This is a genomic window from Methylobacterium radiodurans, from assembly GCF_003173735.1.
In the GTDB taxonomy this organism is placed as follows: domain Bacteria; phylum Pseudomonadota; class Alphaproteobacteria; order Rhizobiales; family Beijerinckiaceae; genus Methylobacterium; species Methylobacterium radiodurans.
In genome coordinates this window covers 5,095,007-5,109,025 of record NZ_CP029551.1, presented here as the reverse complement: position 1 = coordinate 5,109,025, position 14,019 = coordinate 5,095,007, and the positions used below count along the sequence as shown (strand labels likewise).

Below are 14,019 nucleotides of genomic sequence, written 5' to 3'. Positions count from 1 at the left end.
AGGGCCCCGTTGGTCCGACGATCCGGTGCCGGGGCCTCAAGCCCCGCGCCAGGTGAGTTGGAGTTGCGTCATGATCCCCTTCGCCTGCACCGCGCTCGCACTGCCCGCCTTCCTCGACAAGATCGATCACGCCTCCTCGACCGTGCTCGTCGTCGAGGACGAGCCCTTCGTCTGCGAACTCGCTGCCGAGGCACTGATGGACGAGGGCTACCGCGTGCTCACGGCGGCCGACGCCTGGGAGGCGGAAGAAATTCTTGCGCGCGAGAGCGTCGACTTGCTCTTCACCGACATCGACCTCGCCCGCAATACGAACGGACTCGCTCTCGCCCAGCACGCGCGATGCCAGTGCCCGGGCCTGCCGGTTGTCTACACCTCGGGCGGCCGGACCTGCCTGCCGGCGAGTGAGCAGGTCTCCGAATCCGTCTTCGTGCCGAAACCCTACCGGCCGAGCCAGCTCGTGGCGCTGACGAACGACCTGCTGCGCCGCGCCGATCCCCACCACGCCTGATCCGACCCTCCGAGACGATCCATGATCCGCATACGCCTCATCCTCGCCACCCTCGCGCTCGGCCTCTCGGCCGGCGGGGCCCACGCCGCCTGCGACGTCGCGGGCGCGCGGATCGAGGAGAAGCTCGCCGGCAAGAGCGACCTGCAGCAGGACGCCAACCAGCAGACGCTGCGCGACCTGCGCACCCTGCGCGACGCGGCGATCGTGCTGGACGCCTTCAAGTACGGTGCCGAGTGCGAGCGCCTGCTGGCGATCGTCACGGAGCTGGCCGCAAATCCCGAGCAGGCGATCGAGCAGGGAGGCGACACCGACGAGGACAAGGCCGAGAGCCTCGTCCAGGCCCGCAAGCCCCGCATCCCGGCGGGCGGGAACGAGCCGAACCCGAAGTCGCGCTGAGGTCAGGGCTGCGCCGGCGTCGGCGCCGGGGTAGGCGCCTCGCGCTCCCCGCGGGGCCGTTGATTGGCCTTGGCGAGCGTCCGGGCGAGGCCCGCCGCCATCTGCTGGCGCAGGGTCTCGGTGACCTCGATGTCGGTGAGCCGCCAGGCCCAACCGCGCAGGCGCATGCGGATCCGGGTCTGGTCCTGGCGGGGAGCGCCCGGCGGGATCGCGATCACGACGGTGCGGAAACCGCGCGTCTCCGAGGCGAGATAGTAGGGTAGCAGCGCGCTGACCCGGTCGATGCGCAGGCCCGCCTTTACCGTCGTATCCCTCCGCCCCTGCTCGACCTTGTCGAGCCAGCCGTCGTCGAGCAGGTCGATCACGGTGGCCGGCGTCACCATGGTCTCGGCGAGTGCCAGCGCGACGCCGGTCGCCGCCTCGCCGAGCTGCTGGCGCTCGCGGGGGGCGAGATCCGGGTTCTGGTCGGCGGCGGCCTTCACGGCGGCGGTGGTCTGCCGCACCAGCGAGAGGCGCAGTGTGCGGAAGTTGACGTGGTTCTCGACATAGGCCGCGTCCCGCGCCCGCACCGCCTGCGCGAGGTCGTAGAGCGACCAGAGCGGGCTCAGCGTGAACAGGATCCAGCCAAGCGCGATCGCGAGGGGGACGGCGAGCCAGCGCATCGGGCGGCTCAGCCGGGCCGGGTCGCGCTCAAGACTCGCGCGCCCACGCCGCCAGCGGCGCGAAGGCGGCGACGACCGATTCGTAGACCGGCCGCTTGAAGGGGACGACGAGCCCGGGCAGCTCCTCCAACCCGGCCCAGCGCCACGCATCGAACTCCGGCTTGTGCGCCCCGCCGCCCGGGTGGTCCACGTCGATCGCCTCGTCGGTGCCGAGAAAGCCGAAGGCGAACCATTTCTGGGTCTGGCCGCGGTAGCGCCCCTTCCAGGCCTGCTTCATCGCGTCCGGCGGCAGATCGTAGGGCAGCCAGTCCGGCACCTCACCGAGCGGGCGGATCAGGGCCGGGGAGACATTTGTCTCCTCGTACAGCTCACGCACGGCCGCGGCGGACGCCGCCTCGCCGTCGTCGACCCCGCCCTGCGGCATCTGCCAGGCATGGGCGCCGGCTTCGAGCCGGTCCGCATCCTTGCGGCGGCCCACGAACACGCCGCCCGCCCGGTTGATCAGCGCGACGCCGACGCAGGGACGATAGGGCAGGGAGGCCGCAAGGCCGGAGAAAGGGGCGCTCGTCATCGCGCGGGACCATAGGGAGGGCAGGGACCCGCCGCAACGGCCGGAGGGCCGCGCTACTCCGCCTTCGAGACGCGCTCGTCGGGCATCTGGTTCCGAAGAGCCGCGCTCACCGGCACGAGACGCAGGCCCCGCGCCTCCAGGTCGCGGCTCCAGCGGGCGATCCGGTCAATCGTAATCGGCAGGGCGCTGGCCGAGGCGAGCACGAAGCCCTTGGCCCGGGCCTGCGCCTCGAGCCGGGCGAGTTCGCGGTCGATCGCCTCGGGACGGGCGACGCCATCGAGGACGATGTCGGCGCGCGCGAGCGGCGCGCGCGCCTTCCGGGCCAGGTCGGGCGCGACGGGGCGAGAGCCTGTGCCGTCGTCCACGAAGCCGAGGCCGCGGGCACCGATCTCCCGGAGCACCGGCTCGAAGGCGCCCGCATCGCCCATCAGCTTCGCGCCCATGAAGTTCACGATCCCGACATAGCCGGTGAAGCGGCTCATCGCCCAGGCCAGACGGTCGGCGTTCTCGGGGCCCTTCAGGGCGGTGAGCAGGGTCTGAGGACCCGGATCGCTGTCGGGGTAGTCGAAGGGCTCCATCGGGGCCTGGAGCAGGGTCTCGTGCCCGGCCGCGCGGGCGCGGGCGGCGGCGCGCGCCACCTCGCCGCCGTAGGGCGCGAAGGCGAGGCTGACGGCCGGCGGCAGCTTGACGATTGCCGCCGCCGTCGCCGCCTGACCGATGCCGAGGCCCGTGACGAGGATCGCGATGCGGGCACCCTGGCCCGGCTCCTCGGGGCGGGCGTAGACGTCGAGGGCCCGGAGGCGCCCCTCGCCGAGCTTCGGCAGCGCGCCGTGCCGCCCGCGGTCGGTCAGGCGCGGGTCCGGTGCCGGGGCGAGCTGAGTCACGGGCGAGGGCACGCGGATCACTACCGCCTCGCTCGGCGCGGCCGTGCCGCTCGGGCGGACCACTGTGACGCCGGAGGCGGATTCGATCTCCTCGGCGCTGCGCTGCGCCCGGAATGGTGGGGCTTCCGGCTCCGCCCGGGGCGGGGCGGGGGCCTGCGCGACGGGCTGGGGGGCTGCCGGCTCCCGCAGGGTGATCGCCACCGTCACCCGGGGCTCTCCGCCCTGCGGGTCGCCGAAGGCGACGAGCGCGCCGGCGCCGAGGGCCAGGATCGCCGCGCTCCCGCCGAGGATCGCGCGCGCGGTGAGCAGGCCGCGGAGCCGGGCGCGCACGCGCTCGCCGCGGCTCTTCGGCTCGGCCACCCCCAGGGGACGTGTCAGGATATCGTCGGAACTCTCGCTCACCGGCGTCTCGACAGGGCCTGCGCCGGATCCACGGGACGCGGCGCGGGCGGGCTACCTCGGTATTGCCGGCCCCCACGGTTAATTTTCTCTCAACGGGCTGATCCGGTCGGGTTTGATAGGACAAAGAAAAACCCCGCCCGGCTCATGCCGGACGGGGCTCTTCGGTTTCGCGTTCGCGCCGATCAGTTCGGCAGGCTGGGCTTCTGCGTATTGGCCGCACCCTTCTGGATGCCGTGCAGGAAGTCCACCGCCGCGGTAATCTGCTTGTCCTTGGCAGGGTCCGACGGCATGTAGGCCGACGAGCCGCCGCGCTCCTCGGTGTCCTTCTGCTTGAGGTGGCCCTTCAGGCCGGCCTCGCCCTTGGTCTCGTCCTTGCCCTTCAGCTCGTCCGGCACGTCCTGCAGGACCTCCATGTCGGGCTCGATACCCTTCGCCTGGATGGAGCGGCCGGATGGTGTGTAGTAGCGCGCCGTGGTGAGGCGCAGGGCGCCCGAGCCGCCGAGCGGGATGATCGACTGCACCGAGCCCTTGCCGAAGGAGCGCGTGCCCATGATGGTCGCGCGCTTGTGATCCTGCAGGGCGCCGGCCACGATCTCGGAGGCCGAGGCCGAGCCGCCGTTGACCAGCACCACCACCGGCTTGCCCTTGGTGATGTCGCCGGACTTGGCCGAGAAGCGCTGGGTCTCATCCGGGTTGCGCCCGCGGGTCGAGACGATCTCGCCGCGGTCGAGGAAGGCGTCTGAGACCAGAACCGCCTGGTCGAGCAGGCCGCCCGGGTTGTTGCGCAGGTCGATCACGTAGCCCTTGAGCTTGTCCGCGCCGATCTCGCCGGAGAGCTTGTCGACGGCGGTGCGCAGGCCGTCGAAGGTCTGCTCATTGAACTGAGTCAGGCGGACGTAGCCGATGTCACCGCCCTCGACGCGCGAGCGCACCGGGCGGATCTTGATCACGTCGCGGGTCAGCGTGACCTCGATCGGGTCCTTCGCCTCCTTGCGGCTGATCTTCAGCTTCACGTTGGAGTTCACGGGCCCGCGCATCTTGTCGACGGCCTGGTTCAGGGTCAGGCCCTGGACTTGGTCCTCGTCGATCTGGGTGATCACGTCGTTGGCGAGGAGGCCCGCCTTCGAGGCCGGGGTGTCGTCGATCGGGGTCACGACCTTGATCAGGCCGTCCTCCATCGTGACCTCGATGCCGAGGCCGCCGAACTCGCCCCGGGTCGTGGTCTGCATGTCGCGGAACGCCTTGGCGTCCATGTAGCTCGAGTGGGGGTCGAGCGAGGTCAGCATGCCGTTGACGGCCGCCTCGATCATCTTCGACTCTTCGGGCTTCTCGACGTAGTCGGTCCGCACCTTCTCGAACACGTCGCCGAACAGGCTGAGCTGGCGATAGGTCTCGGCAGATGCGGCGACGGCGCGCGGGCCCGACAGGAAGTCGGTCTGGGTCGCCACCATCGACGTCCCGGCGCCCAGGAACGCGCCGAGCATGATGAGGGAAGTCTTGCGCATTAGCCGCGAACCTTCTCGCTTGGGCTCTTCGCCCACCAAGGCTCCGGATCGATGGAGCCCCCGTCCTTCTTGAACTCGACGTACAGGACCGGATCGGTACGGTCAGTGTCGGGCGCCGCCTGGGCCACGCTTCCCTCGCCCATGCTGCCCACCGGCTCTCCTGCGAGCACGAACTGTCCGACCTCGACGCTGATCTGATCCATCCCGGCGAGCAAGAGATAGTAGCCATCGCCCGCGTTGATGATCAAGAGACGCCCGTAGGACCGGAACGGGCCCGCGAAGGCCACCCAGCCGTCCGCCGGAGAGGAGACGACGGCCTTCGGCCGCGTCGAGAGCGATATGCCGCGCGTCAACCCGCCGTTGCCGTCGGGCTGGTTGAAGCCGCGCAGGAGCCGGCCGGCGACGGGCCGCGGGATATCGCCGCGGGCCTCCACGAACTTCACCTTCGGGGCGAGCCGGGCCGGATCGCGGAAGCCTGCGGCCGCGAAGCGCTCCTGAGTGGCCCGGGTCTCGCGCTCCTCGGCGGCCCTCGCGGCATCCGCTGCTCGGCGCGCTGCGGCGACCTCGGACTCCACCCGGTCGAGCAGGTCCTTGAGATTGCGGGCCTGATTGCCGAGCTCGGCTGCGCGCACGCGCTCCGAGGCGACGCTGCTCTCCAGTTCGGCCTGGCGGGTGCGGCGCGCCGCGACCAGCGCGTCGAGGCGCTGCCGCTCGCGGGCCCAGCCGGTGAGATCGTTCTGCAGCGCCTGCTTGTCGGAGGCGATGAGGCCGCGCAGGCGGACGAGTTCCGTGAGGTCGCCCGCCAGGGTGTCGACCTCGCCGCGCAGTTCCGGCACCACGGCGCCGAGCAGCATCGAGGTGCGGATCACCCGGAGCATGTCCTCGGGGCTCACCAGCACGGCCGGCGGCGGGCGCCGGCCCATGCGCTGGAGTGCGGCCAGGATCTCGGCGATGACGCCGCGTCGGGCGTCGAGCGAACGGCGGATGGCCGCCTCGCTGTCGCCGAGCGTCTTGAGGCGCTCCTCCAGCCGGTTCATCCGGTCCTCGGTCGCCTGGGCTTGGCGTCCTGCATCGAGGAGGGCCGTGTTCAACTTGGCGCGATCGCGCCCGATCTCGGCGATCTCGGCTTCGGCCTTCGCGCGGGCCCCGCCGCTGGCTGCGAGCGCCTCCTCGATTCGTTTCAGGTTCTCGGCGCGGCTGTCGCGCTCCTCCTGGGCCTTTCGGACGCGATCCGGGTCGGCGGACGCCTTCGTCTCGGGCCTCGCCTCCTGCGCCCGGCCGCGTTCGGGACCGGCCGCGAGGGCGGCGAGGAGCGCGAGGCAGAGGGCGCGGAGCGTGGGGGGCATGCGACGATCGACGATTCAGGCGCCCGCGTCGCCGCGGTGGTAGGGGTGCCCGGCCAGGATCGTCATGGAGCGGTAGAGCTGTTCGAGGACGAGCACGCGCACGAGTCCGTGGGGGAGGGTGGCTGCCCCGAAAGAGAGGATCAGCTCGGCCCGCGTCCGAATTGAGGCGTCGTGACCGTCCGCACCGCCGATCGCGACCGCGAGTGCCGGCCGGCCCGCGTCGCGCCAGCTGCCGATGCGCTCCGCGATGCGCTCGCTCGTGAGGTCCGAGCGCCCGCGCTCGTCGTAGGCCACGAGCACACCGTTGGACGGCAGATGGGTGAGGAGGCCCTGCGCCTCCTCGGCGCAGCGATCCGCGGCGCGCCGCGCCCGGCTCTCGGGGATCTCCAGGATGTCGCAGCCGGGGCATCCGAGCCCGCGCCCGACCTGGGCGGCACGCTCACGGTAGCGCTCGGCCAGATCCCGCTCGGGGCCGGCCTTCAGCCGCCCGACCGCCGCGACGAGGAGGCGCAAGGGAGCGCGTCAGCCGGCGAGTTGCTGGCCCGCCGGGCGATCGGCGCCCCACATCTTCTCAAGGTTGTAGAAGCCGCGGACCTCGGGGCGGAAGATGTGCACCAGCACGTCGCCCGCATCGATCAGCACCCAGTCGCAGGCCGGTAAGCCCTCGACCCGAGCGTTGCCGAAGCCCTTGGCCTTCATCTCCTGCAGGATCTTGTCGGCGATGGAGCCGACATGGCGCTGCGAGCGGCCGGACGCGATGATCATGGTGTCGGCCAGCGAAGTCTTGCCGGCAAGATCGATCGCGATCGTCTCCTCGGCCTTCATCTCCTCGAGGCACCCGAGCGCGAGCGACCTCAGATCGTCGATCCGCTCCAGCGCGGCGGTCTCGGGCTGTTGCGCCCCGTTGCGGCTCGTCTCGGACAGCGTCACGGTTCCTGATAACTGCGTTCGGTCCCGCCGGAGCGGTAGGCTTCAGAAGGTGGATGGTTCGGAAGCCGATTGCAATACGCTGTTCTGGCCTCGACCGCCATTGCGGATCTGCGTTGACGACAGCGTTGAGCGCGGCCCGTGCAGGTAGATCCAGGCCGGCGGCTCCCGCAGGGGCAGCGTGAGCGCCTCCGATTCCGGCACGCGGGCGCGGGCAAACAGACGGGCGGCGCGCGAAGCGGGCGCTTCGAGCGTGAAGCCCGGCCGGTCGACGATGGCGATCGGCATCATCGCGGCGATCTCGCGGGCCCCTTTCCAGCGGTGGAAGCTCGCCAGCGAATCGGCGCCCATGATCCAGACGAAGTGCACGCCGGGCCGCCGCTGCGTGAGGTAGCGCAGGGTCTGGCGGGTGTAGCGTGCCCGGATCGTCGCCTCGAAGCCGGTGACCGCGATGCGCGGATGGTCGGCGACGCGCTCGGCCTCCGCGCAGCGCCGCTCCAGCGGCGCCAGCACGCGCGCGTCCTTCAGGGGGTTGCCGGGCGTGACGAGCCACCAGACCCGGTCGAGGCCGAGCCGCCGTATCGCGGTCAGCGTCACGTGCCGGTGCCCGAGATGGGCCGGGTTGAACGAGCCGCCGTAGAGCCCGATCCGCATCCCCGGTGCGGAGGGCGGCAGGCCGAGCCGCACGGCCCCGTCAGACGGGGCGCGTCTGGCCGTTGCCGTGGACCCGGTACTTGAAGGTCGTGAGTTGCTCGACGCCGACCGGGCCGCGCGCGTGCATGCGGCCGGTGGCGATGCCGATCTCGGCGCCGAAGCCGAACTCGCCGCCATCCGCGAACTGGGTCGAGGCGTTGTGGGTGACGATCGCCGAATCGACCTCGGCGAGGAAGCGGGTCGCTGCCTCCGCATCCTCCGTGATGATCGCGTCGGTGTGGTGCGAGCCGTTTGTCTCGATATGGTCGATCGCCGCGTCGAGCCCATCGACCACGCGGGCCGAGATCACCGCGTCGAGATACTCGGTGCGCCAGTCGGCCTCGCTGGCGGGCGTCACGCGATCGTCGACCGCCTGCACGGCCGCGTCGCCGCGAACCGCGCAGCCGGCGTCGAGCAGCGCCGTGACGAGTGGCGTCAGGTGAGTCTCGGCGCAGGCCCGGTCGACCAGCAGCGTCTCGGCGGCGCCGCAGATGCCGGTACGGCGCATCTTGGAGTTGAGGAGCACGGTGCGGGCCATGTCGAGATCGGCCTGCCCGTGGACGTAGACGTGGCAGATGCCGTCGAGATGGGCGAAGACCGGCACCCGGGCCTCGCTCTGCACCCGCTCCACGAGGCCGCGCCCGCCGCGGGGCACGATCACGTCGACGCAGCCGTTCAGGCCGGCGAGCATGGCGCCGACCGCTGCGCGGTCGCGGGTCGGCACGATCTGGATCGCGTCGGCGGGCAGGCCGGCGGCGGCGAGTCCCTCGCTCATCGCCTGCGCGATGGCGACCGCGCTGCGATGGCTGTCCGAGCCCGCGCGCAGGATGGCGGCGTTGCCGGCCTTGAGGCAGAGCGCGCCGGCATCGGCCGTGACGTTGGGGCGGCTCTCGAAGATCACGCCGATCACGCCGAGCGGCACGGCGACGCGCTCGATCATGAGCCCGTTGGGGCGCTCGATCGCCGCGAGTTGGCGCCCGACCGGGTCGGGCAGGGCGCCGATCTTCTCGACCGCCGCGGCGATCCCTTCCAGGCGCTTCTCGTCCAGGGTGAGCCGGTCTATCAGCGCCTGAGTCTGGCCGGCGGCCTTGGCGGCGGCGACGTCGCGGGCGTTCTCGCGCAGGATCGCGTCGCGGCTCGCCCGCAGTCGCTCGGCGATGGCGCGGAGCGCCACGTCCTTTGTCTGGGCCGGAGCCAGCGCCATCTGCCGGGCCGCGGCGCGAGCGCGCCGGCCGATCCCCTCCATCAGGGTTGCCAGATCGTCGGAATTGGCGAGGTCCGACTTGAGATTCAGAGCAGGCACGTGACTAACCTCGTCGATCGCAGCGTCAAGCCCCGATCATCTGCAACGCGTCTTCGCATATTCGGATCCGGCGAAACAAGTCACGGATCGCACACCAGAGCTATTCCACGAACAGGGCGAGGTCGTCCCTGTGTACCATCCAGGAGCGCCCCGGATGGGTGAGCAGTTCGGCGATCCGCGCGCTCGGATGCCCGATGATCAGCGCCGCTTCGCCGCTGTCGTAGGCCACGAGGCCGCGCCCGAGCGTGCGGCCCGCGAGGTCCCGGATCAGCACGGCGTCGCCCCGCGCGAAGCTGCCCTCGACCCCGCGTACGCCCACCGGCAGCAGGCTCGCGCCGCCCTGGAGCGCGCGGACCGCGCCGTCGTCGACGATCAGGCTGCCGCGCGGCTCCAGCGAGCCCGCGATCCAGGTCTTGCGGGCGGCGCTCGGCGTCGAGCCCGAGAGGAACCACGTGCAGCGCCCGCCCTCGGCCACGCTGCGCAGCGGGTTCTTCTGGCGCCCGTCCGCGATGATCATGTGGGTGCCGCCGCCGACCGCGATCTTGGCGGCCTCGACCTTCGTGCGCATGCCCCCTCGCGACAGCTCGGAGGCCGGGCCGCCCGCCATCGCCTCGATCTCGGGGGTGATGCGCTCGACGAGCGGCAGATGCCGCGCGTCCGGGTGGCTTCCGGGCGGGGCGGTGTAAAGCCCGTCGATGTCGGAGAACAGCACCAGCACGTCGGCACCGATCATCGTGGCGACGCGGGCGGCGAGCCGGTCGTTGTCGCCGTAGCGGATCTCGCTGGTCGCCACGGTGTCGTTCTCGTTGACGACCGGCACGGCGCGCAGTTCGAGGAGCTTCTGAACGGTGGCGCGCGCGTTGAGGTAGCGGCGGCGCTCCTCGGTGTCCTGCGGGGTGACGAGGATCTGGCCCGCCACGATGCCGTGATGGCCGAGCGCCTCCGACCAGTGCCGTGCGAGCGCGATCTGGCCGACCGAGGCCGCGCCCTGGCTCTCCTCCAGCTTCAGCGCGCCCGGCGCCAGCCCCAGCACGGTGCGGCCGAGCGCGATGCTGCCCGAGGACACCACCAGCACGTCGACGCCGCGGGCGTGTAGCTCTGCGATGTCCTCGGCGAGCGCGGCGAGCCAGGCGTGGCGCAGCCGGCCGCGGGCCCGGTCGACCAGCAGGGCCGAGCCGACCTTGATGACGATGCGGCGGAAATCTTCGAGGACGGGTGTGGCGGCGGGCGTCATGGTGCGGGGCTGTGGGCGGGGACGATCTCCGTGTGGACGAAGTCGTCGCCCTTGAACAGGAGGGGCAGGCGCATGACCGACGCGACCGCGTAGGCCATGCAGTCGCCGAAGTTCAGGCCTGCCGGATGGCCCCGGCCCTTGCCGTAGCGGCGGAAGGCGTCCGCCGCCGTCTCGGCCATGGCGGAATCGAAGGGAACGATCGTGATCCCGCGCTCGGTGATAAGCCTGTGCAGGAAGATCCCGGCCCGGTCGGACAGGCGCCCTTCGAGAACGATCCGCGTCTCGACGAGGGTGGGAGCACCGACAATGCTCCTCTCCAGCACCAGGATCTTCTCGAATGCCGGCGCTTCAGGTTCATGCGGGATCGTGGCGATGATCGCCGAAGAATCGAGCGGGATCATCCGATGTCCGTCAGACCGGAAGGCCGTGTTCGTCGTAGAGGTCGCTGTGATCCGACGTCGCGCCGGGGAGCACGTAGGCACGCGCGTCCGCAACGAGCGCGTGCAGCGCCTCCAAAGCCGCGCGCTGGGCGGGCGTCATATCGTCGAGGCTCGGGACGATGACGGGACCCGGTGCGCGCTCGATGCGGGCTGCGGCCGGCTGGGAGGCGGTATCCAGCGCTGTGCGCAGCGAGTCGATCACCGCCTGCTCGACCGTGACTCCACGACGCTCAGCCAGTTCGCGCGCGAGTTCAGCCGCCTCGTGATCCTCGACGACCAGCGCATCGCTCATCGGCTTGCCTCTTCCGCATCAAGGGGCCGCTTTCCCGGGCGGAACGATGCGCGATCCCTCGCGCGACCGCAACGGGATCGGCGCTACGGCTGCCAAGCCGGCGCATCCGCCTCGGCCTCCTCCGCCGCGGCCGCCTCGATCGTGGCGGCGAGCGCCCGCAGGGCCTCCTGCACGCCCTGGCGGGTGGCGGAGGAGAGCACCAGCGGCGCGCGGCCAGCGGCCTCCGTCAGCCGGGCGACCTGCGCCTCCAGCGTCTCCGGGTCGAGCACGTCCGCTTTCGACAGGGCGACGATTTCGGGCTTCTCGGTGAGGTCGTTGCCGTAGGCCTCCAGCTCGCCGCGGACCAGCCGGTAGGCCTCGCCCGCATCCTCGCTCGTGCCCTCCACGAGGTGGAGCAGCACGCGGCAGCGCTCGACATGGGCCAGGAACTTGTCGCCGAGGCCGACGCCCTCGTGCGCGCCCTCGATCAGGCCCGGGATGTCGGCGAGCACGAACTCGCGCCCGTCCGTGCTGACGACGCCGAGCCCCGGATGCAGCGTGGTGAAGGGGTAGTCCGCGATCTTCGGCTTGGCCGCCGTCACGGTCGCCAGGAAGGTCGACTTGCCGGCGTTCGGCAGGCCGACGAGGCCCGCATCCGCGATCAGCTTCAGGCGCAGCCAGATCCACATCTCGGTGCCTTCCTGGCCCGGATTGGCGTGCTTCGGCGCGCGGTTCGTGGAGGTGGTGAAGTAAGCATTGCCGAAGCCGCCGTTGCCGCCCTTGGCGAGACGCACGCGCTGGCCGGTCTCGGTGAGGTCGGCGATCAGGGTCTCGCCGTCCTCGGCGAGCACCTGCGTGCCGGCCGGCACCTTCAGCACCACGTCGGACCCGTTGGCGCCGTGGCGGTTCGAGCCCATGCCGTGCTCGCCCTTCTTCGCCTTGAAGTGCTGCTGGTAGCGGTAGTCGATCAGGGTGTTGAGACCCTGCACGCACTCGATCCAGACGTCGCCGCCGCGCCCGCCGTCGCCGCCGTTCGGACCGCCGAACTCGATGAACTTCTCGCGGCGGAACGATACGCAGCCGGCCCCGCCGTCGCCGGAGCGGACATAGACCTTGGCTTCGTCGAGGAACTTCACGGCGCCACTTCCTTCCGGGAGCGTCCCCCGGGGCCCGCTCCGCCTGCATCACTCAATCAGCGGCCGGCCGCGGAACGAGTTCCCCGGCCGGCTCTCGCACGGCGCTCAGGCCGCGAACGCGGTCTCAGGACCAATGGCCGACGCTCCCAACCAACGTGCACGCTCCAAGCGGAACAGGTCCACCGTCACGTCGTCGCCGCGCGTCAGGAAGGACCGAGCCTCGGTCGCAGTGCGCACGAAGCCGCTCCGCTCCAGGAGCCGGCGCGAGGCCGGGTTGTCGAGCCGCGCGGAGGCCCGGAGGACATCCCCTCCCGCATAGGCGAAATAGGCGTCGCGGATCGCGGCGACGGCCTCGCCCATCAGGCCGGCGCCCCAGTGGGGCCGACCGAGCCAGTAGCCGAGTTCGGGCCCATCAGCACCGCCTGAGACCGCGACGATCCCGATGAGGTCCGCGGGTGCCGAGCGCCGTGCCAGGGCGAGGGTCAGGCCGGTGCCGGCCGCGTTCCCCCGGCGCGCCTGCAGCAGGAAGGCGTCCACCTCCGCCCGCGGCAGGGGGTGCGGGATCCGCGCGGTCATCTCCGCCACCGCCAGATCGCCGGCGAGGCGAAGCACGGCCTCCGCGTCCTTCGCGGTCGGCCAGCGCAGCCAGAGACGGCGGGTCTCGATCCGGAAGACGTCGTCGCGGGTCAGGTCGGGGAACATCGTGTCACCTCGCGGGCGGCGCCTCGCTCCTCGAGCGCGCCGCGGTCAGAGACGACGAAGGGGAGGATGGTGGCCCATCCTCCCCGCTGGTTCCGTCCGGTGCTGGCTCGCGCCTGGAGGCACGATGCTGGCTCGGGAACGCCTGCCGGGTGTCTGGGACACCGGCGGGACGCTCGCTTCGCCTACGCGCGCCCGCCGCTTACTCTGCCGCCTCGAGAGCCGGCACCACCGTCACGAAGGCGCGCCCGCGGCGCGTCTCGAACTGCACCTTGCCGGGTACGAGGGCGAACAGGGTGTGGTCCTTGCCCATGCCGACATTGGTGCCGGGATGCCATTTGGTGCCGCGCTGACGCACGATGATGTTGCCCGGAATGACGGCCTCCGAGCCGAACTTCTTGACGCCGAGGCGCCGGCCTTCCGAGTCGCGACCGTTGCGGGACGAGCCGCCAGCCTTCTTGTGTGCCATGGGAGATGCTCCGAATTCTGAGGTTCAGGGTAGCGGTCGCGGTCCGGACCCGGTGGCCCCTCGCGCGCCCAGCGATGTCAGGCCTGCAGGCTCAGGCCTGGATGCCGGTGATGCGGACCACCGTGTGGGCCTGCCGATGGCCGCGCTTGCGGCGCGAGTTCTGACGGCGGCGCTTCTTGAAGGCGATGACCTTCTTGCCGCGGCCGTGGCTGAGGATCTCGCCGGTCACGGTGATGCCGGAGAGGGTCGGGGCGCCGACCTGGGTCGCGCCCGCGCCATCGGCGAACAGCAGAACCTCGCCGAACTCGACGCTCGAGCCGGCCTCGCCCGGGAGGGTCGCGATCGTGATGGTGTCGTTGGCGGCGACGCGGTACTGCTTGCCGCCCGTCTTGATGACTGCGAACATCGTTCTCTCGTGTTCTCGAACGGCCTCCGGGGCGGATCCCCTGGACCGGCTTCTTGTTTGAGGTCGTGACCCCGGCTCAAGACCGGCATCAACGCGAAACGCGCGAACTTCTGCGAGGAAGCCGCGCGTGGTGGGCGGTGCATAGGCCGCGGGGCGGCCGATTGTCA

The 14,019-nt window shown here is 71.4% G+C and carries 18 protein-coding genes; 2 read left to right on the top strand and 16 right to left on the bottom strand.

Annotated features, from left to right (window positions below):
• The first annotated feature begins 70 nt into the window (after positions 1-70).
• Together DK427_RS23980 and DK427_RS23975 are read left to right on the top strand one after the other, a co-directional pair.
• Positions 71-508, top strand: coding sequence for a response regulator (locus DK427_RS23980; protein ID WP_109953568.1), 438 nt, complete (start codon positions 71-73; stop codon positions 506-508).
• 21 nt (positions 509-529) lie between these two features.
• Positions 530-904, top strand: coding sequence for a photosystem reaction center subunit H (locus DK427_RS23975; protein ID WP_109953567.1), 375 nt, complete (start codon positions 530-532; stop codon positions 902-904).
• 2 nt (positions 905-906) lie between these two features.
• Here the strand turns inward: DK427_RS23975 and DK427_RS23970 are convergent, their stop codons facing one another.
• The 16 genes from DK427_RS23970 to rplU form a co-directional block, all read right to left on the bottom strand.
• Positions 907-1,566 carry a DUF2939 domain-containing protein gene (locus DK427_RS23970; RefSeq protein ID WP_109953566.1) on the bottom strand — a complete coding sequence of 220 codons (660 nt, stop codon included), beginning with the start codon at positions 1,564-1,566 and terminating at the stop codon, positions 907-909.
• Between the two features lie 28 nt (positions 1,567-1,594).
• A complete protein-coding gene (locus DK427_RS23965; protein WP_109953565.1) occupies positions 1,595-2,137 on the bottom strand; it encodes an RNA pyrophosphohydrolase in 543 nt (180 codons plus the stop codon).
• 53 nt (positions 2,138-2,190) lie between these two features.
• Positions 2,191-3,423 (bottom strand): divergent polysaccharide deacetylase family protein, encoded by a 1,233-nt coding sequence (locus DK427_RS23960; protein WP_109953564.1) that lies wholly within the window; start codon positions 3,421-3,423, stop codon positions 2,191-2,193.
• 182 nt (positions 3,424-3,605) lie between these two features.
• Positions 3,606-4,928, bottom strand: coding sequence for a S41 family peptidase (locus tag DK427_RS23955; RefSeq protein WP_109953563.1), 1,323 nt, complete (start codon positions 4,926-4,928; stop codon positions 3,606-3,608).
• On the bottom strand, positions 4,928-6,274 hold the full coding sequence (locus DK427_RS23950) for a murein hydrolase activator EnvC family protein (RefSeq protein WP_109953562.1): 1,347 nt from the start codon (positions 6,272-6,274) through the stop codon (positions 4,928-4,930). Before DK427_RS23950 ends, DK427_RS23955 begins: the two co-directional genes overlap by 1 nt.
• 15 nt (positions 6,275-6,289) lie before the next feature.
• On the bottom strand, positions 6,290-6,787 hold the full coding sequence (gene rlmH / locus DK427_RS23945; RefSeq protein ID WP_109953561.1) for a 23S rRNA (pseudouridine(1915)-N(3))-methyltransferase RlmH: 498 nt from the start codon (positions 6,785-6,787) through the stop codon (positions 6,290-6,292).
• A gap of 9 nt (positions 6,788-6,796) precedes the next feature.
• A complete protein-coding gene (rsfS, locus tag DK427_RS23940; protein ID WP_204165349.1) occupies positions 6,797-7,150 on the bottom strand; it encodes a ribosome silencing factor in 354 nt (117 codons plus the stop codon).
• Positions 7,151-7,246: 96 nt separating this feature from the next.
• Entirely contained in the window at positions 7,247-7,888 is a 642-nt protein-coding gene (locus DK427_RS23935; RefSeq protein ID WP_109953560.1) for a nicotinate-nucleotide adenylyltransferase, read from the bottom strand.
• 7 nt (positions 7,889-7,895) lie between these two features.
• Positions 7,896-9,197, bottom strand: coding sequence for a glutamate-5-semialdehyde dehydrogenase (locus tag DK427_RS23930; RefSeq protein ID WP_109953559.1), 1,302 nt, complete (start codon positions 9,195-9,197; stop codon positions 7,896-7,898).
• Positions 9,198-9,297: 100 nt separating this feature from the next.
• Positions 9,298-10,431 (bottom strand): glutamate 5-kinase, encoded by a 1,134-nt coding sequence (gene proB, locus DK427_RS23925; protein WP_109953558.1) that lies wholly within the window; start codon positions 10,429-10,431, stop codon positions 9,298-9,300.
• Positions 10,428-10,832, bottom strand: coding sequence for a type II toxin-antitoxin system VapC family toxin (locus tag DK427_RS23920; protein ID WP_109953557.1), 405 nt, complete (start codon positions 10,830-10,832; stop codon positions 10,428-10,430). Before DK427_RS23920 ends, proB begins: the two co-directional genes overlap by 4 nt.
• Before the next feature lie 10 nt (positions 10,833-10,842).
• Positions 10,843-11,163: a type II toxin-antitoxin system VapB family antitoxin gene (locus DK427_RS23915; RefSeq protein ID WP_109953556.1), complete on the bottom strand. Its 321-nt coding sequence runs from the start codon at positions 11,161-11,163 to the stop codon at positions 10,843-10,845.
• 83 nt (positions 11,164-11,246) lie between these two features.
• Positions 11,247-12,278 carry a GTPase ObgE gene (obgE, locus tag DK427_RS23910; RefSeq protein WP_109953555.1) on the bottom strand — a complete coding sequence of 344 codons (1,032 nt, stop codon included), beginning with the start codon at positions 12,276-12,278 and terminating at the stop codon, positions 11,247-11,249.
• 105 nt (positions 12,279-12,383) lie between these two features.
• On the bottom strand, positions 12,384-12,980 hold the full coding sequence (locus DK427_RS23905; protein ID WP_109953554.1) for a GNAT family N-acetyltransferase: 597 nt from the start codon (positions 12,978-12,980) through the stop codon (positions 12,384-12,386).
• 199 nt (positions 12,981-13,179) lie between these two features.
• Positions 13,180-13,446, bottom strand: a complete 267-nt coding sequence (rpmA, locus tag DK427_RS23900) for a 50S ribosomal protein L27 (protein ID WP_109953553.1) — start codon at positions 13,444-13,446, stop codon at positions 13,180-13,182.
• A gap of 91 nt (positions 13,447-13,537) precedes the next feature.
• On the bottom strand, positions 13,538-13,852 hold the full coding sequence (gene rplU / locus DK427_RS23895) for a 50S ribosomal protein L21 (RefSeq protein WP_109953552.1): 315 nt from the start codon (positions 13,850-13,852) through the stop codon (positions 13,538-13,540).
• Between the last annotated feature and the right edge of the window lie 167 nt (positions 13,853-14,019).